This is a genomic window from Pseudomonas sp. SCT, assembly GCF_003864275.1.
Lineage (GTDB): Bacteria > Pseudomonadota > Gammaproteobacteria > Pseudomonadales > Pseudomonadaceae > Stutzerimonas > Stutzerimonas stutzeri_AE.
In genome coordinates, this window is sequence record NZ_BDJA01000002.1 from 53,723 (window position 1) to 75,799 (window position 22,077).

General features: G+C 61.2%; 21 protein-coding genes and 2 tRNA genes. 10 read left to right on the forward strand and 13 right to left on the reverse strand.

Annotated elements, in window-relative coordinates:
- Nucleotides 1-47 precede the first annotated feature (47 nt).
- The 6 genes from BHD08_RS04645 to BHD08_RS04670 all read right to left on the reverse strand — a co-directional run bounded on the left by BHD08_RS04645 (nt 48) and on the right by BHD08_RS04670 (nt 4,507).
- Nucleotides 48-989 (reverse strand): ribose-phosphate pyrophosphokinase, encoded by a 942-nt coding sequence (locus tag BHD08_RS04645; RefSeq protein ID WP_003294564.1) that lies wholly within the window; start codon nt 987-989, stop codon nt 48-50.
- A gap of 78 nt (nt 990-1,067) precedes the next feature.
- Nucleotides 1,068-1,142 (reverse strand) — tRNA-Gln (locus BHD08_RS04650).
- 58 nt (nt 1,143-1,200) lie between these two features.
- Nucleotides 1,201-1,275: transfer RNA gene (locus BHD08_RS04655), tRNA-Gln, on the reverse strand.
- A 19-nt stretch (nt 1,276-1,294) separates the two neighbouring features.
- Nucleotides 1,295-2,155 carry a 4-(cytidine 5'-diphospho)-2-C-methyl-D-erythritol kinase gene (ispE, locus tag BHD08_RS04660; protein WP_125020996.1) on the reverse strand — a complete coding sequence of 287 codons (861 nt, stop codon included), beginning with the start codon at nt 2,153-2,155 and terminating at the stop codon, nt 1,295-1,297.
- A complete protein-coding gene (gene lolB / locus BHD08_RS04665; protein WP_106157812.1) occupies nt 2,156-2,776 on the reverse strand; it encodes a lipoprotein insertase outer membrane protein LolB in 621 nt (206 codons plus the stop codon).
- 3 nt (nt 2,777-2,779) lie between these two features.
- Nucleotides 2,780-4,507: a tetratricopeptide repeat protein gene (locus BHD08_RS04670; protein ID WP_125020997.1), complete on the reverse strand. Its 1,728-nt coding sequence runs from the start codon at nt 4,505-4,507 to the stop codon at nt 2,780-2,782.
- Between the two features lie 200 nt (nt 4,508-4,707).
- Here BHD08_RS04670 and hemA point away from each other — a divergent pair, with 200 nt between their 5' ends.
- The 6 genes from hemA (at nt 4,708) to BHD08_RS04700 (ending at nt 10,082) form a co-directional block, all read left to right on the forward strand.
- Complete coding sequence (hemA, locus tag BHD08_RS04675) at nt 4,708-5,976, forward strand: glutamyl-tRNA reductase (RefSeq protein WP_014819346.1); 1,269 nt, start codon at nt 4,708-4,710, stop codon at nt 5,974-5,976.
- Nucleotides 5,973-7,055, forward strand: coding sequence for a peptide chain release factor 1 (gene prfA / locus BHD08_RS04680; protein ID WP_125020998.1), 1,083 nt, complete (start codon nt 5,973-5,975; stop codon nt 7,053-7,055). The genes hemA and prfA overlap by 4 nt, the downstream gene beginning before the upstream one ends.
- Nucleotides 7,056-7,089: 34 nt before the next feature.
- Nucleotides 7,090-7,917 (forward strand): peptide chain release factor N(5)-glutamine methyltransferase, encoded by an 828-nt coding sequence (gene prmC / locus BHD08_RS04685; protein ID WP_046622410.1) that lies wholly within the window; start codon nt 7,090-7,092, stop codon nt 7,915-7,917.
- Nucleotides 7,918-7,939: 22 nt separating this feature from the next.
- A complete protein-coding gene (locus tag BHD08_RS04690; protein WP_102820282.1) occupies nt 7,940-8,695 on the forward strand; it encodes a molybdopterin-synthase adenylyltransferase MoeB in 756 nt (251 codons plus the stop codon).
- Nucleotides 8,688-9,482, forward strand: coding sequence for a glutamate racemase (gene murI, locus BHD08_RS04695; protein ID WP_125020999.1), 795 nt, complete (start codon nt 8,688-8,690; stop codon nt 9,480-9,482). Before BHD08_RS04690 ends, murI begins: the two co-directional genes overlap by 8 nt.
- An 81-nt stretch (nt 9,483-9,563) precedes the next feature.
- Nucleotides 9,564-10,082 carry an acyloxyacyl hydrolase gene (locus BHD08_RS04700; RefSeq protein WP_014819350.1) on the forward strand — a complete coding sequence of 173 codons (519 nt, stop codon included), beginning with the start codon at nt 9,564-9,566 and terminating at the stop codon, nt 10,080-10,082.
- Nucleotides 10,083-10,139: 57 nt separating this feature from the next.
- Here the strand turns inward: BHD08_RS04700 and BHD08_RS04705 are convergent, their stop codons facing one another.
- The 3 genes from BHD08_RS04705 to upp form a co-directional block, all read right to left on the reverse strand.
- Nucleotides 10,140-10,451 carry a YkgJ family cysteine cluster protein gene (locus BHD08_RS04705; RefSeq protein WP_003284787.1) on the reverse strand — a complete coding sequence of 104 codons (312 nt, stop codon included), beginning with the start codon at nt 10,449-10,451 and terminating at the stop codon, nt 10,140-10,142.
- Nucleotides 10,452-10,533: 82 nt separating this feature from the next.
- Nucleotides 10,534-11,793, reverse strand: coding sequence for a uracil-xanthine permease family protein (locus tag BHD08_RS04710; protein ID WP_125021000.1), 1,260 nt, complete (start codon nt 11,791-11,793; stop codon nt 10,534-10,536).
- A 2-nt stretch (nt 11,794-11,795) separates the two neighbouring features.
- Nucleotides 11,796-12,434 carry a uracil phosphoribosyltransferase gene (gene upp / locus BHD08_RS04715; protein WP_003284783.1) on the reverse strand — a complete coding sequence of 213 codons (639 nt, stop codon included), beginning with the start codon at nt 12,432-12,434 and terminating at the stop codon, nt 11,796-11,798.
- Nucleotides 12,435-12,684: 250 nt separating this feature from the next.
- Between upp and BHD08_RS04720 the strand changes: the two genes are divergently transcribed.
- The 4 genes from BHD08_RS04720 to BHD08_RS04735 all read left to right on the forward strand — a co-directional run bounded on the left by BHD08_RS04720 (nt 12,685) and on the right by BHD08_RS04735 (nt 20,040).
- Nucleotides 12,685-13,242 (forward strand): hypoxanthine-guanine phosphoribosyltransferase, encoded by a 558-nt coding sequence (locus BHD08_RS04720; protein ID WP_041016218.1) that lies wholly within the window; start codon nt 12,685-12,687, stop codon nt 13,240-13,242.
- A 589-nt stretch (nt 13,243-13,831) separates the two neighbouring features.
- Complete coding sequence (locus tag BHD08_RS04725; protein ID WP_125021001.1) at nt 13,832-15,703, forward strand: DUF1302 domain-containing protein; 1,872 nt, start codon at nt 13,832-13,834, stop codon at nt 15,701-15,703.
- Nucleotides 15,704-15,805: 102 nt separating this feature from the next.
- Entirely contained in the window at nt 15,806-17,167 is a 1,362-nt protein-coding gene (locus BHD08_RS04730; RefSeq protein WP_125021002.1) for a DUF1329 domain-containing protein, read from the forward strand.
- A 251-nt stretch (nt 17,168-17,418) separates the two neighbouring features.
- A complete protein-coding gene (locus BHD08_RS04735; protein ID WP_125021003.1) occupies nt 17,419-20,040 on the forward strand; it encodes a LuxR C-terminal-related transcriptional regulator in 2,622 nt (873 codons plus the stop codon).
- 170 nt (nt 20,041-20,210) lie between these two features.
- Here BHD08_RS04735 and BHD08_RS04740 read toward each other — a convergent pair whose 3' ends face one another.
- The 4 genes from BHD08_RS04740 to BHD08_RS04755 all read right to left on the reverse strand — a co-directional run bounded on the left by BHD08_RS04740 (nt 20,211) and on the right by BHD08_RS04755 (nt 21,995).
- On the reverse strand, nt 20,211-20,480 hold the full coding sequence (locus BHD08_RS04740) for a DUF3509 domain-containing protein (protein ID WP_042922310.1): 270 nt from the start codon (nt 20,478-20,480) through the stop codon (nt 20,211-20,213).
- Nucleotides 20,481-20,601: 121 nt separating this feature from the next.
- Entirely contained in the window at nt 20,602-20,856 is a 255-nt protein-coding gene (locus BHD08_RS04745; protein WP_003299828.1) for a YebG family protein, read from the reverse strand.
- Between the two features lie 96 nt (nt 20,857-20,952).
- On the reverse strand, nt 20,953-21,417 hold the full coding sequence (locus BHD08_RS04750) for a hypothetical protein (RefSeq protein ID WP_003299830.1): 465 nt from the start codon (nt 21,415-21,417) through the stop codon (nt 20,953-20,955).
- Nucleotides 21,418-21,539: 122 nt separating this feature from the next.
- Nucleotides 21,540-21,995 (reverse strand): DciA family protein, encoded by a 456-nt coding sequence (locus BHD08_RS04755; protein ID WP_125021004.1) that lies wholly within the window; start codon nt 21,993-21,995, stop codon nt 21,540-21,542.
- Nucleotides 21,996-22,077 lie beyond the last annotated feature (82 nt).

Sequence of the window (22,077 nt, forward strand, 5' to 3'; positions counted from 1 at the left end):
CGCGAGGCGGGGCACATTACGTTCAGTGCGATTTGCGTAGCTTTCGCTTAGCGGAACATCGCGCTGATCGATTCGGCATTGCTGATGCGGCGAACCGCTTCAGCCACCACTGGCGCGATGTCCAGTTGGCGAATTCGGGTGCACGACTGTGCGGCTGCCGACAGCGGGATGGTGTTGGTCACCACCAGCTCGTCGAGCACCGAACCTTCGATATTCTCGATGGCGCGGCCGGACAGGATCGGGTGTGTGCAGTAGGCGTAGACCTTGGCGGCGCCATGATCCTTCAGTGCCTTGGCTGCATGGCACAGGGTGCCGGCGGTATCGACCATGTCATCGACGAGGATGCAGGTACGGCCTTCGATATCACCGATGATGTGCATCACTTCGGACTGGTTAGCCTTCGGCCGACGCTTGTCGATGATCGCCAGATCCACCCCGAGGGACTTGGCCACGGCACGGGCACGGACCACACCACCGATATCCGGGGAAACGATCATCAGGTTCTCGAAGCGCTGAGCCTGGATGTCGTCGACCAGTACCGGCGAGCCGTAGATGTTGTCTACCGGCATATCGAAGAAGCCCTGGATCTGGTCGGCGTGCAGGTCGACGGTCAGAACACGGTTGACGCCAACGACGTCGAGCATGTCGGCCACGACCTTGGCGCTGATCGGCACACGAGCAGAGCGCGGGCGACGATCCTGGCGGGCATAACCGAAGTAGGGGATCACGGCGGTGATTCGCGACGCCGAGGAGCGGCGGAAGGCATCGGCCAGTACCACCAGTTCCATCAGGTTGTCGTTGGTCGGAGCACAGGTCGGTTGGATCAGAAAGACGTCCTTACCGCGAACGTTCTCGTTGATCTCGACACTGATTTCGCCGTCGGAGAACTTTCCGACGTAGGCATCACCGAGGGGGATATGCAGCTGACGTACGACACGCCGGGCCAGGTCGGGGTTGGCGTTCCCCGTGAAGACCATCATCTTGGACACGCGCAGTACCTGCCTGAGGGTGGGTCCGATGAATAAAAAGCTGTTCAAAAGGCAAGCTTCTGAACAGCTTCAAGTGTATGGCAGGGGCGGCTGGATTCGAACCAACGCATGCCAGGATCAAAACCTGGTGCCTTACCGCTTGGCGACGCCCCTGTAGGGTCAACTTCTACGTATCCAGTGCGCTTTCGATCATACGAACCTTGGGAGGTTATGGCAGGGGCGGCTGGATTCGAACCAACGCATGCCAGGATCAAAACCTGGTGCCTTACCGCTTGGCGACGCCCCTGTATCGTACAACCTGTGTGCTACGCACTTACTTCCTGCGCCAGTTTTTCAAGCCATCGGTGCAACATCGAAACGTTACGACCGCGGGCCACGAAACTTGGCAAAGTGTCTGGAAGTTGGCGGCGGACTTTATCAGCCTCGCCTTCGTTTGGGAAGCTCCCAAACACACAAGCTCCAGTGCCAGTCATGCTTGCCGGAACGAATTTGTTCAACAAGCTCAAAGCGTTACGAACTTCTGGATAACGCTTCTCGACGACCGGCTGACAGTCATTATGACCGCCCCCTGCAAGAAGGCTGCGAACTGTAATGGCCGGGGTATTACGTGTCAACTCTGGGTCGGCAAATATTTCCGCTGTACTAACAGAGACTTGCGGCGCGATTACGAGGAACCATGGCTCGGGTAAATCGACCGGTTGCAGGCGCTCGCCAACCCCCTCCGCAAACGCCGCGCGGCCGCGGACGAACACCGGTACATCGGCGCCCAGGCTGAGCCCCAGTTCGGCGAGGCGCTCTTCGCCGAGGTGCAGATTCCACAGGTAGTCGAGACCGAGCAGGGTGGTCGCTGCGTCGGAGCTGCCGCCGCCGATGCCGCCACCCATGGGCAGGCGTTTGAGCAGGGTGATGTCTGCGCCGAGCGAGCAGTTGCTGGTGCGCTGCAGCAGGCGCGCCGCACGGACGATCAGGTTGCTGTCGTGGTCGACGCCGGGGAGCTCGGTATGCAGACGGATTTCGCCGTCTTCACGCAGGCGGAAGCCGAGCTCGTCGCCGTGGTCGAGAAACTGGAATAGCGTCTGCAACTCGTGATAGCCATCGGCGCGGCGGCCGGTGATGTGCAGCATCAGGTTGAGCTTGGCCGGCGCTGGCAGGGTGAGTGTCTGCATTCAGCGGCCCAGCCGTCTCGGCTGCCAGTCCTTGACCACCAGGGTGATTTGCAGGTCGCGGCCTTGCAGGCGGATGCGTTCGGGCAGGACGAAGCCGTTGTGTTCGGCATAGGCCAGGTACTCGACCTGCCAGCCGTCCTGCTCCAGGCGGGCCAGGCGGCTCTCGCTATCCAGGCTCAGACGGCTGCGGCTGTCCGGCGCCGGCAGTCCGCGCACCCACCAGAGCAGGTGGGACACCGGCAGCTGCCAGCCGAGCTGCGCTTCGACCAGCGCTTCCGGGGACTCCGCTTCGAAGCGACCCTGGCCGGCCACTTCCAGCGATACGGCATCCGGCCTGCCGGTGAGCCGCGTGGCGCCGCGGCCTAGAGGGCCGGACAGGCGAATGTCGAAATAGTCCTGGCGTTGCAGCCAGAACAGCGTGCCGCTGCCGGATTCCTGGGGGGCGCGAATGCCGATCTTGCCGCTGATCTGCCAACCGTCGAGCGTCTCGAGTTGGCTGCGGTGTTCTTTCCAGGCGGCGGCGTTGCCGGGGCCTTCGACCGATTCCTGCGGGCCCATGCCGGCGCAGCCGGCGAGTAGCAGGGCCAGGCAGGGGGTGACGAGTTTTTTCAGCAAGGACATGAGTCAGGGCTTCTCCGATCCGGTCAGCCGCTTGAGCGTTTCGCGCAAGATCTCGCTGTCGGGTTGTAGTTTGAGTGCCTTGGCCCAGACCGCGCGGGCCTCGCTGCGTTCACCCATGGTCCACAGCACTTCACCCAGGTGTGCCGCTACCTCGTGGTCGGGGAAGCGCTGCAGAGCCTTGCGCAGTAGAGCTTCTGCCTCGGTCAGGTTGCCCAGGCGGAAGTTGACCCAGCCGAGACTGTCGAGGATTGCCGGGTCGTCGGGGTTGAGCTGGTAGGCCTGCTCGATCAGCTGCAAGGCCTCGTCATGGCGATTGGTACGATCGGCCAGGGTGTAGCCGAGTGCGTTGAGGGCCATGGCATTGTCCGGCTCACGCTCGATGATGAAGCGCAGGTCTCGTTCCAGCTGGGCCAGATCGCCGCGCTTTTCCGCGAGCATGGCACGGGTATAGAGCAGGTTGAGGTCGTCGGGGAAGTCTTCGAGTGCCTGCTCGGCCAGTTTCCACGCCTGCTCGAGGCGATTGTGTTCCGAGAGTGCTTCGATCTCGATCAGGTACAGCTGAATGGCATAGTCGGGCTGCCGCTGGCGCGCGTCGGCGAGGACTGCAGAGGCTTCCTGGTCGCGCTTGGCGGAGTAGAGCAGCTGGCTCTGCAGCAGCTTCGCCGGCAGGTATTCATTGCCCGGGCCGACCTGGGCCAGCGCATCCAGGGCCTTGGCGTTTCGCCCCATGGCTTGGTAGGCGCGGCCTAGATTGAAATAGGCAGCGTCGACATGGCTGCCGCGCTCGATCAATTCTTCCAGGTAGACGGTGGCCTCACGCCAGGCTTCGGCCTCCATGCAGACCAGCGCCATGGAAAAGCGCAGGTCGTCGTCGGTGGGGTGCTGCTGGACGAGGGTGGCGAACTCGCCCATGGCGTCTTCCAGGCGCTCCTGTTCCACCAGAAGGCGTGCATAGGTCAGGCGCAGACGCTTGTCCTCGGGGTGCTGGCGCAGGCTTCGCTCGAGCAGCGGGATCGCTTCGTCGCTGCGCTGCAAGCTGTGCAGCAGGCGTGCTTCGAGCAGGATCGACGGAATCTGCCGTTCCTTATCTGGCTGCTTCTGCAGCAGCGCCAGTGCTTCCTCGCTGCGATCATCCTGTTGCAGCAGCACGGCCTTGCCGAAGGAGAGCTGTGGATTGTCGGGGTGTTTGACCAACAGCTTGTCGAAGCTTTGCAGCAGACCGGCGCGGGTGTCCGGGTCGGTTTCCGAGGCCGAAAGGGCGAGGAAATCGAAATGAGTGTCGCCCTGGCCCTGCAGAACCTTCTCCATGAACTCGAGCGATTCTTCGTAACGCCCGGCGCGGGCCAGCTGCACGGCTGCGGCGCGCTGTGCGTCGAGACTGTCGGGGGCGTTGCGCGCCCAGATCATTGCGGTATCCAGCGCCGCCTGGTCTGCGCCAAGGTATTCGGCGATACGGAATCCGCGTTCGGCGACGCCGGCGTCCTGTGTCGCATGCGCCTGCTGTACGTAATTGCCCAGGGCAATGTCGAAGCGGTTGCGCTGGCCGGCAAGCTCTGCGACCAGAAGTGCATAGAGGGATTGGCGACTGAACGAGCCGTACTCTGCCGCGTCGCTGGCGGAGCTCTCCTGGGCAGCGTCCTCGACCGGCGGACTGCTTTCGGGGGCTTGCTGCGTGAAGGTCTGGCAGCCGCCGATAAACAGCAGGGCGGCAAGTGCGGCGAGTTTTTTCATAGGGGAAATGTACGGCTGGTGTGCGGTCGCGGCATGATGACACAAGCCGCAGGTCAAGCCCATGGGCCCTGGGAGGCGCGCAGGCCGGTTCGGTAGCTGATTGGCAGTACCAATCGAATCCGACAATCGAGGGCAATGGTTGTTCTCCATCTGACGAAGTAGGAGAATTGCGCGCTCTGTTATCGAATCAGCGATTCTGCATGGCTTTCCTCGCGCTTGGCATTAATCACAAGACCGCTTCGGTGGACGTCCGCGAGCGCGTAGCCTTCACGCCCGACCAGATGGTCGAGGCCTTGCGGCAACTGTGCCGCGTCACTCCGACCCGCGAAGCGGCGATCCTCTCGACCTGCAATCGCAGCGAGCTGTATCTGCAACAGGATCAGGTCGAGGCCGATGCCGTGCTCGCCTGGCTGGCCAATTATCACCGTCTCAGCCTCGACGAGCTCAAGGCATGCGCCTATGTGCATGTCGACGATCAGGCCGTACGCCACATGATGCGCGTCGCCTCCGGGCTCGACTCGCTGGTGCTGGGCGAACCGCAGATTCTCGGGCAGATGAAGTCGGCCTATGCGGTCGCCCGTGAGGCCGGCAGCGTCGGGCCTCTGCTTGGCCGGTTGTTTCAGGCCACCTTCAGCACCGCGAAGACCGTGCGCACCGACACCGCCATCGGCGAGAACCCGGTTTCGGTGGCGTTTGCCGCGGTCAGTCTGGCGCGGCAGATCTTCAGCAATCTGCAACGCAGCCAGGCCCTGCTGATCGGCGCCGGTGAGACCATCACCCTGGTCGCGCGCCATCTGCACGAGCAGGGCGTGAAGAAGATCGTGGTCGCCAACCGCACCCTCGAGCGGGCCAGCGCGCTGGCCGCCGAGCTAGGGGCGCAGGCGATCCTGCTTGCCGATATCCCGGACGAGTTGCACAACAGCGACATCGTCATCAGTTCCACCGCCAGCCAGCTGCCGATTCTCGGCAAGGGCGCGGTCGAACAGGCGCTGAAGCGACGCAAGCACAAGCCGATGTTCATGGTCGATATCGCCGTGCCGCGGGACATCGAATCGCAGGTCGGCGAGCTGGACGACGTCTATCTGTACACGGTCGATGATCTGCATGAGGTGGTTGCGGAGAACCTCAAGAGTCGCCAGGGCGCGGCCCAAGCCGCCGAGGAGCTGGTCGCGGCTGGCACCGAGGACTTCATGCAGCGCCTGCGCGAGCTGGCCGCAGTTGATGTGCTCAAGGCCTACCGGCAGCACGCCGAGCGCATTCGCGACGACGAGCTGAGCAAGGCTCAGCGTCTGCTGGCCAATGGGGGCAGCGCCGAGGAGGTTCTCGTTCAGCTCGCCCGTGGCCTGACCAACAAACTGCTGCATGCACCCAGCGTGCAACTGAAGAAACTCTCAGCCGAGGGCCGCGTCGAGGCGCTGAGCATGGCCCAGGAACTCTTCGCCCTGCACGAGGGCACGGAAAAACCATGAAAGCTTCGCTGCTGAACAAGCTGGACATCCTGCAGGACCGTTTCGAAGAACTCACCGCACTGCTCGGCGACGCCGAAGTCATCAGCGATCAAAGCCGTTTTCGCGCCTATTCCCGCGAGTACGCCGAAGTCGAGCCGGTGATCGTCGCCTATCGGCAGCTGTGCAAGGTTCAGCAGGATCTCGAGGGCGCTCAGGCGCTGCTCAAGGACAGTGATCCCGACATGCGCGAGATGGCCGAGGAGGAGGTTGCCGAAGCCAAGGCCCAGCTCGAGACGCTTGAAGCCAACCTGCAGCGAATGCTGCTGCCCAAGGACCCCAACGACGGGCGCAACGTGTTCCTCGAGATCCGCGCCGGCACCGGCGGCGACGAGGCGGCGATCTTTGCCGGCGATCTGTTCCGCATGTATTCGCGCTATGCCGAGAAGCAGGGCTGGCGCGTCGAGATCCTCTCCGAGAGTGAGGGCGAGCACGGCGGCTACAAGGAAGTGATTTCCCGCGTCGAGGGTGACAACGTCTACGCCAAGCTCAAGTTCGAATCCGGCGCGCACCGCGTGCAGCGCGTGCCGGAGACCGAATCCCAGGGACGCATTCACACCTCCGCCTGCACCGTGGCGGTGTTACCGGAGCCGGATGAGCAGGCGGCGGTGGAGATCAATCCGGCCGAGCTGCGTATCGACACCTATCGCTCCTCCGGCGCCGGCGGTCAGCACGTCAACAAGACCGACTCGGCGATTCGTATCACGCACCTGCCCACTGGCATTGTGGTCGAGTGTCAGGAAGAGCGTTCGCAGCACAAGAACCGCGCCAAGGCCATGGCCTGGCTCGCCGCCAAGCTGCAGGACCGCCAGGACGCCGCGGCGCACAAGGAAATCTCCGAGACGCGCAAGTTGCTGGTCGGCTCCGGGGATCGCTCCGAACGTATCCGTACCTACAATTTCCCCCAGGGCCGGGTCACCGACCATCGCGTCAACCTGACGCTGTATTTGCTCAACGAAGTGATCGGCGGCGCCGTGGAGCAGGTCATCGAGCCGCTGTTGCAGGAATACCAGGCCGACCAGCTGGCCGCGCTGGGCGACTGATCCTTTTCGCTGCGCTCCGCGCTAAGAGCACCTCATGCCAACCATCGAGTCCCTGCTGCAAAGTGCCGATCTGCCGGACTCGCCGAGCGCCAGGCTGGATGCCGAATGGTTGCTCGCGGCCGCCCTGAACAAGTCGACCAGCTATCTGCGCACCTGGCCGGAGCGCGAGGTGCCGGCAGAGTGCGCCTCGCGCTTTGCTGCTGATCTCGCACGGAGGCGTCAGGGTGAACCGGTCGCCTACATTCTCGGGCGCCAGGGCTTCTGGAGTCTGGAACTTGAAGTGGCAGCGGATACGCTGATCCCCCGGCCTGACACCGAACTGCTGGTGGAGACCGCGCTGCAACTGCTCTCCGCTGCACCGGCCCGGGTGCTCGATCTGGGCACTGGCACCGGCGCGATTGCGCTGGCTCTGGCGACCGAGCGGCCGGCGTGGCAGGTCTGCGGTGTGGACCGTATCGAGGCCGCCGTGAGGCTGGCTGAGCGCAACCGGCTGCGGCTCGGACTGCACAACGCTGCGTTCACCCTGAGCGACTGGTTTGCCGGTCTGAACGGGGAGCGGTTCCAGATGATCGTCAGCAATCCACCCTATATTCCGGCCAGCGACCCGCACCTGCTGCAGGGCGATGTCCGCTTCGAGCCGCAGAGTGCGCTGATCGCGGGTGCGGATGGCCTGGACGACATCCGCACGATCATCGCCCAGGCGGCGGCGCACCTGCAGTCGGGTGGCTGGTTGCTGCTGGAGCACGGTTACGATCAGGCTGAGGCGGTGCACATGCTTTTGCTTTCCCGCGGTTTCGAGGATGTGCAAAGCCGGCTCGATCTGGGTGGGCATGAGCGCATCAGCCTTGGCCGCCTGCCATGATTGCGTTTTGTGAGGTGCTTGGATGCTGAGTGACGAAGAGCTGCTGCGCTACAGCCGGCAGATCCTGCTCAAGCAGGTCGATATCGACGGCCAGTTGCGCCTCAAACAGAGTCGCGTGCTGATCGTCGGGCTTGGCGGGTTGGGCTCGCCGGTAGCGCTCTATCTGGCGGCCGCTGGTGTCGGTGAGCTGCACCTGGCCGACTTCGATGCGCTGGATCTTACCAATCTGCAGCGGCAGATCGCTCACGACACGCCCTCGCTTGGCCTGCACAAGGTCGACTCGGCCATGGCCCGGCTGGGGGCGCTGAACCCCCATGTACAGCTGGTGCCGTATCGCAGCGGGTTGGACGCCGATTCCCTGGATGCGGCAGTGGAGCGGGTCGATCTGGTGCTCGATTGCACGGACAACTTCGGCATTCGCGAAGCGGTGAACGCCGCATGCGTGAAAGCGAAAAAGCCGCTGGTCAGCGGCGCGGCGATCCGTCTTGAGGGGCAGCTTTCGGTGTTCGATCCGCGAGTCGAAACGAGCCCCTGCTACCACTGCCTCTATGGGCACGGTAGCGAAGCCGAGCTGACCTGCAGCGAAGCCGGTGTAGTGGGGCCGCTGGTGGGCATGGTTGGCAGCCTGCAGGCGTTGGAAGCGCTCAAGCTGCTGGTTGGCTTCGGCGAGCCGCTGATTGGTCGACTGCTACTGATCGATGCGCTGTCCAGTCGCTTCCGTGAGTTGCGGGTCAAGCGCGATCCACATTGTGCGGTGTGTGGCGCAAGCCATGGCTGACTGCGCAGCACCGGTCGGCGTCTTCGACTCCGGAGTAGGCGGGCTCTCGGTGCTGCGTGAGATCCGGCAGCGCCTGCCGCATGAGTCGCTACTCTATCTCGCCGACAGCGCCCATGTCCCCTATGGCGAAAAGAGCCCGGACTACATCCGTGAGCGCTGCCGTGTCATTGCGGCCTTTTTTGTCGAGAAGGGCGCGAAGGCGCTGGTGGTGGCCTGCAATACCGCGACCGCCGCTGGCGTCACCGAATTGCGCGAGCTGTATCCGCAATTGCCCATCATCGCCATGGAACCGGCCGTCAAGCCCGCCGCCCAGGCCACGCGAAGTGGTGTCGTCGGCGTGCTGGCGACCACCGGAACGCTGAAGAGCGCCCGCTTTGCCGCGTTGCTCGATCGCTTTGCCGCAGATGTACGGGTGATCACTCAGCCGTGTCCCGGTTTGGTCGAGCGCATCGAGGCAGGCGATCTGAGCAGTGCCGAAACGCGCGCCATGCTGATGACGTGGGTCGGGCCGCTGCTGGCACAAGGCTGCGACACGCTGATTCTGGGTTGCACGCATTACCCCTTTATAAGGCCGCTGCTCGGCGAGCTACTGCCTGGAAGCGTCCGCCTGATTGATACCGGAGCAGCCGTCGCGCGACACTTGCGTGATCTGCTGGCGGAGCGCCATCTGCTCGCCAGCGGGGTGGCCTCCGAGCGCTTCTATTGCAGCGGCGATCCGCGGCGAATGGCCAGTGTGTTGCCTATACTTTGGGGCGAAAACGCGGAAGTCGAGTTTTTTCCCCGCTAGGAACTCCAAGCGCAGCGGGGTTTCTCAAATATGCTGGCACCAAAAAACCAAACAAATGCAGTGTTTGATAAGGAAGTTCTCATGAAAAAACTGTTCTCCCTGGCTGCAGTGGCGGCACTCTCAGTAGGTTCGATGGCGGCTGCCCACGCCGTAGACTTTACCGTTGCGGTCGGCCAGACGGACGAGTCGACCATGACCTATCGCCTGGGTGCGCAATTCGATTTCGGCACCAGCTGGTTCCAGACCAGCGTAGGCCGACTGACCGGCTACTGGGACGCCGGTTATACCTACTGGGAGGGCGATGAATCGTCGAGCAATCACAGCATTTCGCTGGCCCCGGTCTTCGTCTACGAGTTCGCTGGTGAATCGGTGAAACCCTATGTCGAGGCAGGCATCGGTGTCGCGGCATTCGAGAACACCGAGGTCGAGGGCAACGGTCTCGGTTCGTCTTTCCAGTTCGAGGATCGGATCGGTGCGGGCCTGCGCTTCGCCGGTGGCCACGAAGTGGGCGTGCGCGCAATCCACTATTCCAACGCCGGCATCAAGAAGCCGAACGATGGTGTCGAAAGCTACGCCCTGCATTACCGCATGGCGTTCTAAGCGAGTTTTCTCTAGGTGCTGCAGGGCGTTTCGCCAGCCCTGCACTGCCAATAGCGTTCAGCCATATGCCGTGGCGCTGCCCTTGCGCTCTTCGTGGCAATCCTCTGATCCCAGTTCGAACTCCCTGCAGATCAATGGCCGGTTTTCGTAGATCGTGCAGCGCATGCTGTCCCGATCAAGCGCCGCGCACCAGCCATCCTCCAGGCGCAGCATGACTTCGCCGCCCCAGCTGTCGGTGTCGATATAGCGCTGCGGAACGCCGGTATCGCTGAACAGCAACACTTCGAGTCGACAGCAGCAGGCCGCGCAGGTGGCGCAGCTCACGCTGGTGTCTTCGAGTTGTTGGTGGGGAATGGTCGAATCGTTCATCGTGCCAGTTTAGTCGATACGTTCGACCGGGCGCCCACTCAGGGCGCCGAGTGGTGGCACCAGCAAAGCCGGTGCCATGCTTTTACAAATCTTCGTTCAGCTGCTTGTTGCGCCAACCATCCCCGCCGGGGAGCAGGAGGTTGAGCAGCAGGGCGATGATCGCGCACAGCGAGATGCCGGACAGGGTGAATTCACCGTAGCCGAACGCCATGCCGCCGATGCCGAACACCAGTGTCACCGAAACGATAATGAGGTTGCGTGCCTCGGACAGGTCGACCTGATGACGAATCAACGTGCTCAGACCCACTACGGCAATCGAGCCGAACAGCAGACAGAGAATGCCACCCATCACCGGAACCGGAATGCTCAGCAAGCCGGCGCCGAATTTGCCGATAAAGGCCAGGGCGATGGCGAATACCGCCGCCCAGGTCATGATCTTCGGGTTGTAGTTCTTGGTCAGCATCACCGCGCCGGTCACTTCGGCATAGGTGGTATTCGGCGGGCCGCCGAAAAGGCCGGCTGCCGAGGTGGCCACGCCATCGCCCAGTAGCGTGCGGTGCAAGCCTGGCTTCTTGACGTAGTTGTTGCCTGTCACGCTGCCGATGGCCACCACGCCGCCGATATGCTCGATGGCCGGTGCCAGGGCGACCGGCACCATGAACAGGATGGCGCCGATATTGAACTCCGGTGCGACGAAGTTCGGCATCGCTAGCCAGGGTGCGGCCGCGATACCGCTGGTATCCACCACGCCGAAAGCAAACGACAGCCCGTAGCCGACGGCAACGCCGGCGAGAATCGGTACCAGGCGAAACAAGCCCTTGCCCAGCACCGCTACGAGCAGGGTCGTGACAAGTGCCGGCATCGAGATCAGCATCGCCGTCTGGTAGGGGATCAACTGGGCGCTGCCATCACCGGCCTTGCCCATGGCCATGTTCACCGCCACAGGTGACAGCGCCAGACCGATCGAAATGATCACTGGGGCGATGACCACTGGCGGCAGCAGGCGATCGATGAAGCCGGGGCCCTTCAGGCGCACCGCGAAGCCGAGCAGCATGTAGACAAGTCCGGCAGCGACCACGCCACCCATGACCGCCGGCAGGCCGAACTCACCCTTAGCCGCAATGATCGGTGCGATAAAGGCGAAGCTGGAGGCCAGGAATACCGGTACCTGACGCCGCGTGATCAGCTGGAACAGCAGGGTGCCAAGGCCGGCGGTAAACAGCGCTACGTTGGGGTCCATGCCGGTGATCAGCGGCATCAGCACCAGGGCGCCGAAGGCCACGAACAGCATCTGTGCGCCGGCCAGTACCTGCCGGCCAAGCGGCTCGTCGGTATGCGACATGCTCAGATGTCCTTCTGCTTGGTGCCGAAGATCTTGTCGCCAGCGTCACCCAGGCCCGGGACGATGTAGCCGTGTTCGTCGAGACGCTCATCGATGGATGCCGTGAAAATCAGCACGTCCGGGTGTGCTTTTTCCACAGCGGCGATGCCTTCCGGGGCGGCGACCAGCACCAAAGCACGGATTTCCTTGCAACCGGCCTTCTTCAGCATGTCGATGGTGGCGACCATCGAGCCGCCGGTGGCGAGCATCGGGTCGATGATGATGGCCAGGCGCTGTTCGATTTCCGGAACCAGTTTTTCCAAATAGGTCTGCGCCTGCAGCGTTTCTTCGTTGCGGGCGATGCCTACCGCGCTGACCTTGGCACCCGGGATCAGGCTGAGCACGCCGTCGAGCATGCCTATGCCCGCACGCAGGATGGGTACGACGGTGATCTTCTTGCCGGATATCTTCTCGACCTGCACCGGGCCGCACCAGCCGTCGATGCTGTAGTGTTCCAGCGGCAGATCAGAAGTTGCTTCATAAGTGAGGATCGAGCCCACTTCCTGAGCCAGTTCACGGAAGTTTTTGGTGCTGATGTCGGCGCGGCGCATCAGGCCGAGCTTGTGGCGGATCAGCGGATGGCGGATCTCTCGAATGGGCATTGTGGGCTCCGGCGGGCAAATAAACCGGCTTAGATTAAAGCATCGTCGAGTCAGCGGCTATTCGCGCGTCATTCGACCGGCAGACTTGCTGCAGCCCGCGGGGGTGGGTATCTTCCACGCCCTTTCGCGGACGGCTGAAAGTGGGCTGTTCGGTCAGGTTTTTCGCTGTTCAGGATACGGCGATTCAACCGCGCGAGTTGCCAGGCTCAATTGGCGCTCTAACACTCATCTTTCTGAGGGGAATCGCATCATGTCCGTCGATCTCGCACATATCCGCCAAGTCATGGCCGAGGCTGACTGCCTGTACACCGAAGAGCAGGTAGAAGCGGCAATCAGCCAGGTCGCCGAAACGATCAACGGCGAGCTGGCCGACCGCAATCCTGTGGTCTTCTGCGTCATGAATGGCGGTCTGATCTTTTCCGGCAAGCTCGTCCCTAAGCTGAACTTCCCGCTCGAACTGTCCTACCTGCATGCCACCCGTTATCGCAATGAAACCAGCGGTGGCGAGCTCTTCTGGAAAGCCAAGCCGGAAATCTCCTTCATCGATCGCGACGTGCTGATCATCGATGACATCCTGGATGAAGGACACACCCTGGGTGCGATCATCGATTTTTGTCGCCACGCGGGCGCCGCCGCGGTGCATACAGCGGTGCTGATCGACAAGGATCATCAGCGTAAGGCGCGTCCGGATCTCAAAGCCGATTACGTTGGCCTCAGCTGTATTGATCGCTACATCTTTGGGTACGGCATGGATTACAAGGGTTACTGGCGCAACGCACCGGGAATCTATGCGGTGAAAGGGCTATAGGTAGCCAATTTTGGGCAGCGCGTCCCGCTTAGAAAGGCATGCGTGCGCACCAGTGGCGGGGTGCGCTTCGCAGCTGTGACGCTGTGACGCAATGGGCGCCGAGCAGCGCTCGGGCGGCCCTCCGCTGCTGACCGACGCGGCAATTCCAGCGAACCAAAGCGTACACGCCGGTCCGTCTGTTTCCTTTCGCCCCACCTCATAGTTGCGGTAACGCCCTCCTTTCCGTTTTTCGCGTGTGTTGGCCATTTCCTTTGGTTGGCTGAATGACGGCCTGCGCCTTTGTCGTCCGACTCATTCGGCGGGTTTCGTGTGCGTTATCGCGCTCATGAATTGAACTTTAGGATAACTGACCGACAATTCTCCTATCTTGCAAGCTGAAAGGCTCTGGATCGGGCTTTGCGGCCCTGGCATTCACGGCTAAGCTGATTTGGACCTTAAAGGGCATGGCTCCGCGCAATCACGCTGAAAGCCACTGCTGGAAAGGCTATTAACACTAAAGGATTACAAGCTAAATCAAACCTTAGTGCGCTTAACCCTACCCCGGTGTCTGGGTAGGGTTGACGCACTTCGAACCAACCAGGAGCGCCTCATGACAAAAACAACAAGGCAAGGAATCTTCCAGCCGAAGTCTCTAGCTCTCGCCGTCGCGCTGGGCACTGCCGCACCGGCTTACGCTGTCAATTTCAATATCGGAGAAATCGAAGGGCAATTCGACTCGGCGATGTCCATCGGTGCCAGCTGGTCCATGGCGGACAGGGACATGGATCTGGTCGGCTTGGCCAATGGAGGAACTGGCTATACCCAGACAGGGGATGATGGGCGGCTTAACTTCAAGAAGGGCGAAACCTTTTCCAAGATTTTCAAAGGTGTCCATGATCTCGAGCTTCGTTATCGCGATAGCGGCGCCTTTATTCGTGGTAAGTACTGGTATGACTTCGAACTGAAGGATGAAAACCGTCTGTTCAAGGATATCAGCGACAGCAACCGGAAAGAGGCGGCTCAATCATCGGGTGCGCAGATTCTGGACGCGTTTCTTTATCACAACTATGCGATTGGTGATTTGCCGGGGACCGTGCGTCTCGGAAAGCAAGTAGTGAGCTGGGGTGAAAGTACTTTTATTGGTAACAGCATCAACTCAATCAACCCATTGGATGCGGCCGCTTTCCGTCGCCCCGGTGCTGAAATCAAGGAAGGCCTGATTCCTGTCAATATGCTCTACGTCTCGCAGAGTCTGACTGATCGACTTAGCATGGAGGCGTTCTATCAGCTCGAGTGGGATCAAACGATCATCGACAATTGCGGCACCTTCTTCGCCAGTAATGACGTTGCAGCCGATGGTTGCGATGATAATTACACGGTCCTATCTGCTGCTCAGCGCGACGCTATCATTGGTGCTGGGGTTACGATTGATCAGCTAAATGCATTGATCGGTGCCGACTATTATGCCGGCCTGGACGATCTAGGCATTATCGTGGGGCCTGAAGGTGTAACAGTTCCGCGTGGTGGTGACCGGGATGCTCGAGATTCCGGCCAGTATGGATTTGCGTTTCGGTGGCTGGGTGACGTGGCCGAATACGGTCTGTATTTCATGAACTACCACAGCCGTACGCCAACCGTCGGCTACCAGAATGCATCCGCCGCTGAGATCCAGGCGTTGTTAGGGCTTCTCGGTACTCCGTCTCCAGGCGGTCCGCTTCCATCAGGGGCGGCCTTCAGCGGCCTGGCATCTGCCGCTTTGCTAAGCAACGGCGAGTACTATCTCGAGTATCCGGAAGATATCCGCTTGTATGGCGCAAGCTTTTCTACGACCTTGCCAACAGGCACAGCGTGGTCTGGTGAAATCAGCTATAGGCCAAACCTTCCGGTAGCTCTCAACTCTACATATACCACCGGATTGCTTGCTACCGGCATCGGCGGTTCCATTGCTACCGGTGACTTCGCGGGTGCGATCGGCCAGGCGGGTATCGAACATCGGGGCTATAACCGCAAGGAAGTCACTCAGCTACAGACCACGTTTACGCACTTCTTCGATCAGGTCTTGGGCGCTCAGCGAGTCACCGTAGTGGGTGAGATCGGCTATGCACATGTTGGTGGGCTGGAAAGTAAGAGCGAGCTTCGTTACGGTCGTGACTCCATTTATGGTCTGGATACGCCAGAGTATGGGAATGATGGCTTCGTAACCGCCAACTCCTGGGGTTATCGCCTGCGCGCCATTGCGGACTACGACAACGTCTTTGCCGGCATCAACTTCAAGCCCAACCTGTCGTTCTCCCACGATGTTGACGGTTATGGCCCGAACGGCCTGTTCAACGAAGGCTCCAAAGCGGTCAGCATTGGTCTGGATGCCGAATACCAAAACATGTACACCGCCAGCCTGTCCTACACCGACTTCTTCGGCGGCGATTACAATACGTTGGTTGATCGCGACTTCCTCGCGTTCAGCGTGGGCGTGAACTTCTAAGGAGATCAGCCTGACGTCCGGCCGGCGAGGAAGCGCCGGCCGGACGATAGTGGTAGGCATGGCCTCCGGCCGTATAACAAGATCAAGAGGAACTGGAATCGTATGAAAACAACAAGAAAGCTATTCAGTGTCTTGGCCTTCTCTCTGCTCGCGAGCAGTGTGATGGCTGCCGTTTCCCCAGAAGAAGCCGCCAAGCTCGGTTCATCACTGACGCCGCTGGGCGCAGAAAAAGCTGGTAACGCCGACGGCAGCATCCCTGAGTGGACCGGTGGTCTCAAGACCGACGCGGCCCCCCTCAAGAATGGGCATCTGACCAATCCGTTCAAGAACGAGCAGCCGAAGTTCGTCATCACCGCGCAGAACGCCGAACAGTACAAGGACAAGCTGACCGCAGGTCAGCTGGCCATGTTCAAGCGCTATCCGGAAACCTACAAGATTCGCGTGTTCCCGACTCATCGTTCGGTCGCCGTGCCGGATGAGATCTACGAGGCAGCGAAGAAGAGTGCGGTGAATACCGAGCTCGTCGAGGGCGGCAACGGTATCGCCAACTTCACCGACAGCCGTTATTACGCGTTCCCGATTCCGAAGAATGGTCTGGAAGTGGTTTGGAACCATATCACCCGCTATCGCGGTGGCAACGTCCGTCGCAATATCGTCCAGGCTACCCCGCAAACCAACGGTAGCTACACCATGGTCCACTTCGAGGACGAAGTGGCGTTCCCGCTGGGTATGACCGATCTGGATCCCGAGCGCGCCAAGAACGCACTGCTGTTCTTCAAGCAGCGGGTGACAGCGCCGTCTCGCCTGGCTGGGAACGTCCTGCTGGTGCACGATTCGCTGGATCAGGTCAAGGAGCCCCGTCAGGCCTGGATCTACAACGCTGGCCAGCGTCGGGTACGCCGCGCGCCGCAAGTTGCATACGACGGGCCGGGTACCGCTTCGGACGGTATGCGCACCACGGATAACTTCGATATGTTCAGCGGCGCACCTGATCGCTACGACTGGAAGTTGATCGGCAAGAAAGAGCTGTACATCCCGTACAACAGCTATGAAATCGCCTCTAGCGAACTGAAGTACGACGACGTCATCAAGGCTGGCCACGTCAATCAGGATCTGGCGCGTTACGAGCTACACCGCGTCTGGGAGATTGAAGCCACGCTCAAGAGCGGCGAGCGCAACATCTACGCCAAGCGCCGTTTCTTCGTCGACGAGGATAGCTGGACCATCGTCCAGTCGGAGCTGTACGACGGTCGTGGTCAGCTTTGGCGTGTAGGCGAGGCCCACTCGCTGCAGTACTACCAGCACAAAGTGCCGGCTTACGCGTTCGAGGCGCTCTACGACATCATCTCCGGCCGCTACATCGCGATCGGCATGAGCAACGAGGAGAAGCCGCACGAATACGGCTATCGTGCCTCCGCTCGGGACTTCACGCCGGCTGCTCTGCGTAATGCAGGGGTGCGTTGATCGACTGACATTTAACCTGTGAATAAGGCGGCCAAGTGGCCGCCTTTTTTTTTGCTGCGAACCAGTGGATGATAATTTCCATTCGGTGCCCGAGGTCAGGATGATCGCATCGCTGGAGCACCGAGCCCAATATGCGACGTGTGCAACGACAAGGCTGGCGTTTCGGCTGCCCGTGGTAACGACCGAGCGCGATGCCTGGCACAGACCGCGCTGTGTTTCAATGGACTGATTCGAACAAGAGAACCTTTGCCATGTCCGTACGCTTCATTCCTGATGCGCTCAGTGCAGAGGCAGGTGCCGTAGAGCAACTCGCATCCATTCCTCGGCTGCCGCCGCTGCATATCGACCGGCCCAGGCTGGTTCGTGCGCTGCTCGATACCGATTGCCGTCTGCGCCTGATCTGCGCTCCAGCCGGGTTTGGCAAGACCGTGCTGATGAGCGAGTGCGCGCGCTTGGTGCCTCCGGGCACACGCCTGGTGTGGCTGGATCTCGGCGGGCGGGCATGTACGGTTCAGGCGCTGTACGGCCAGTTGAGCGATGCGTTGGGGGAGCGGACGGGCAAGGATGATCGTTCCGAGAACGACATGCTGGCGCTGCTGCGACAAGTCCGGCAGCCGCTGTGGATCATGCTCGACGACTACCCGCGTGATTACAGCCCGGAACTCGATGCTTGCATTGATATGTTGTTGGACATGGGGCCGGCACAAATCAGTTGGTGGGTATCCAGTCGCCGCCAGCCAGCGTGGAAGCTTCCACGGCTCCTGCTGCAAGGGCACCTTCTGGAGCTGGAGGCGGAAGCGCTGGCGTTCACCGCCGAAGAGCTCGAGCAACTCCTGAGCGTCCATCGTCTGACGCTCTCGTCCGATACTTTTCAGCAATTGCATCATGTGATGGAGGGGTGGCCGGCTGGAGTCTGTCTGATGTTGCTCCACGCCGATGAGCAGGCGCTGCGTGAGCGTCTGGTTGCCGGGACGCCATTGCTGCGTGATTACGTCCAGCGTGAGGTCATGGCTGGACTGAGCGATGAAGTGCGGCGGGCCATGCTGGCACTGGCGCGTATGCCGCGTTTCTCGGCAGAGCTTTGTGACCATGTGCTCGACGGTGTTGGTCGCGAAATCCTCGATATCCTCAAGACGCTCCAGCTCTTCATTCGGCAGATCGATAACTGCGGTGAGTGGTTTCGCCTGTGGAAGCCGCTGGCGCTGATGCTGCAGCGCTCCGCAGAAACGACCGCTCCGACCCAGGCCCATCTGCGTGCCTGTCAGTGGTTCGCCAGTCGCGGCGAGATGCGCGAGGCGGTAGAGCATGCACTATGGGCCGGCCAGCCTGAGGTCGCTGCCAACTACTTGCAGCGTTACGGACAGGAACAGCTGCTGATCGGCGATAACGTATCGCGCTTTCTGAAATGGCGAAGCGAGCTGCCACAGGACCTGTTCGCCAGCACCACGCGCCTGATCGTCTTGCAGGGGTGGGCGCTGATCATTTCGGCGCGACTTGATGAAGTGGATGACTGTCTGGCCGAGCTGGCCAAGTTCTTCCCCCAACCCGATGCGCGCCGGCAAGCCCAGTTATTGGCTCAGTGGCAGGCCCTTCGGGGGTTTCTGGCCCGCCTGCGCGGTGAGCCCGAGGCACACCAGAACTGCTTGCAGGCGCTAGAGGTACTGTCCGATCACGCCTGGGCGCAGCGCGTGCTCTGTTATCAGGTGCTTACGCAGCAAGCGATGGCCGAAGGTGAGCTCGACCTTGCCCAGCAATACAACAGCGAAGGCATGAAGCTCGCACGGCTGAAAGGCAGCGTGCTCTACGAAGTGATGCTCAGCGTCGATCGAATCCAGTTGCTTGAGCTCACCGGTGAGTTCGAGCGTGCGGTCGGCGTGCTCAACGAGACACTCCAGGCGTTGCGTGACTCCGTCCGGCGCAGCCCTCTCATCGGCAGGCTGCAACTGCTGCAGGGGCATCTGCTGGCTTACCAGGGGCTCGACGAGCCGGCGCAGGAGGCATATCAGCTCGGTAAGGCGGAGACCGAAACCTGCGGTGATTCCTACTGTTTCTTCGGTTATGTCGGGCTTGCCGAGCTTGCCGCGCGCAGTCACGAGTTTGCCTGCGCCTATCACTGGCTGCGGGACGCCGAGCGCCTGTCTCAGTGGCGACATGTACCTGAGGCGAGATTCCGCGGCATCCTGCCTCTGATAAACGGTGTGGCCTGGCTGCATCAGGGCGAGCTGCGCAAGGCGCGTGGTGCGCTGTATCAGGTACTGGAACTGTATGAAGGACGGGGTTACCTGTCGCCGTCCGGATTCTACGAGCTGTTGCCTCGGGTGCGTCGCTATCTGGCGGTCATCGATGTGCTCGAGGGACAGCCAGCACGAGCGATCATAGCCTTGCGTGAGCAGATCGAGCAGAACCTGCTTGCCCAGCGTCTGGGGCTGGCATGCGAGTGTCGTTTCAGTCTGGCGGAAGCGTTACAGGTCGATGGCCAGGTTGCCGAGGCGGAGCTGGAGCTGCGTCTGGCGCTCAGCGAGGCCGCGCGTCAGCATCTGGTAAAGCCCTTGTACGAACTACAGTATCGGCAGCCGCAATGGCTGGCGCGAGTGCTACCCGCAGCGAAGGGTGAATCGCTTCGGCAGCGGCTGCTGAGCTACGAGCGTGAGCCGGAAGTGACGCTCCCGGCAGCGGATGAAACGGTGCTCAGCAACCGCGAACTGACGGTGTTGCGGCTGATCGCCCAGGGGTGCTCGAACCAGGAAATTGCCGAACAGCTGTTCATATCCCTACATACCGTAAAGACCCATGCGCGCAGGATCAACACGAAGCTGGGCGTCGCGCGCCGTACCCAGGCGGTGGCGAAGGCCAAAGCGCTGGCCTGGCTCTGAGAACAAGCAGTTATCCAAGGGATCATTCATCGTCGCGCCTGAAACAGCAAAGTTCAGGCGCGACGATTCGCTGCAAGCCTGGCGGCTGTCAGACGAAGATGGATTCTTGTTGTTGTTGGGTAAGTTTCGGGGCGGAGCGGCGCAACCTGCAGGCAGTCAGGTTGATGACATTACACTGGTGCGGGTTGCAAGCCTCCGTGGGACATCCGTTGTGGTAACTGCTCGCCGCGCTCGATGGCCAGACTGACTTGCAGGCTGGTGATGAGTCGCTGCAATTGCTGTTGATCGCGCCATTGGTCGGCACTGATGTAGCGCTTCACTGCAACGCCTTCCGAGCCCGTCAATGTCAGCAGAATGCTGCCATCGGGCTTCTCGATGCTGAAGTTGACGTTGTAGCGCGGACGAAACACATCACTGATCTTCTGAAATGGACTCGTCATGCCTGGATACCTGTGTGAGGGGTTGCCAGCAATGGACCAGGCAAGGCGATGACAAGTTTCCCGGGCGCAACGGCTTGACCGCCGCAAAATGTCGCGGGCATACCTGCCATCTCATCTCATCTCATGCCTGCGCAGTCAGCTCCGTCAGAACATCGGGGCTGCTCTTGAATGCCTTGGCAAACAACTCGCGGTGCCTGGCCATGTAGATGCCGATGTCTTCGGCTTGCTGTTCGCTCAGCGACGGCGAAGCTTGCTGCAGCACCGCAGCTAGCGCCTCTGCCAGCTCAAGCATCTTGTCGTGACGATCGGCTTCGGCTTTATCCATGAACAAGCGCTCCAGGTCCCGACTGCTGCGGTACACCACTTCGACGGCCATTTACCACCTCGGTCATTGGCAGATTGATACTGTTTATTTGTACAGCATAAGCGGCTGCGGCGAAGATTGAAAGTCTGCGCAGGAAGCGGAGTTTCGTCAGTTCTCGAATCGGCCTTGCACGCGCTCGGCCCGAAACTCCAGTGTGGCGGCGCGGTAACCGGCGCGCAGCAGCGGTAGCGGCAGGCAGGATTCCCAGCTTGCGCCGGGCTGCAGACCACCTGCCCCCTGGTAGTCCGGTGCATCGTAGGCGCGTCGCGCCAGGTTGGTGCGCGAGCCCGGCGCATAGGCGGCGACTTCCCACTGCAGGCTCTGCAACTTCTTGTCGGTGTGATTGTGCAGGCGCACATGCAGCGGCTGCCCGCCGGCGCAGCGACGAGGGTCGTGAGTCAGCTGAATTTCGATACGAGCGAGCAACTGCTCTTCGCGATGCTCCTGCCAGAGTACCCAGCCAGCGACCAAGGCAAGGCCGAGCACGGCACCCAGTGAAATGGGTACGGCCCTGAATGGATAGCGGATCAGCAGCACCAGCCAGGTCAGGATGAGCAGAGCGCCAATCAGCATGGTCGAGTACCGACGATCAGGTGGTTGGGCAGCATGAACGTTCTCCGTTGCGATGGGGGCATGCTAACCCGTGGCGGCGGACCCCGGGCAACAACGAAGTGGCAAGCATTTGTCGCAGGATGTCAGTCTTCCACTTTGCTGCGGCTGGCCAGACGTTCCAGTGCAGCGCGAAGCTTGGGGTCGCGGATGCCATCAGCTGCCGCCTGAATGCTGTCGGCGGCGTTGCTCGAAAGCGGTTGCGTACGCGCCGGCGTGTGCCTGGGCGGGGGCGGTGGCTGTACCTTGAACTGGATACGCGTCAGGCCCGCGAACTCTTCGAGCACTTCCAGTTGACGTTGCAGACGCCGCTGCTGATAGCGCAGCCGTGTCGCCCAGTGGCCGTCAGTGACGATAAGCAGCAGACAACCTTCGCGCCAGGATGCCACGCGGCAGTGTTCGCGTGCTGCGGGCTGCAACTGGCTCTCCAGCAGCTGTTGCAGACGATCGAGCCGAAGGGCTTCGCCGAACAAAGCTCTGAGCGGCTTCGCTTCGCGCAACAATGAGGCAGGAGCACGAGCCGGCGACGGGCGAAAGGCCATGATGGTCCGAGATGCTTGGTAGAAGCGTGAATGGTAGCAGAAGCCGGTTCGGGGAATATCCTGCTGCCTCCGGCTTTGGCGT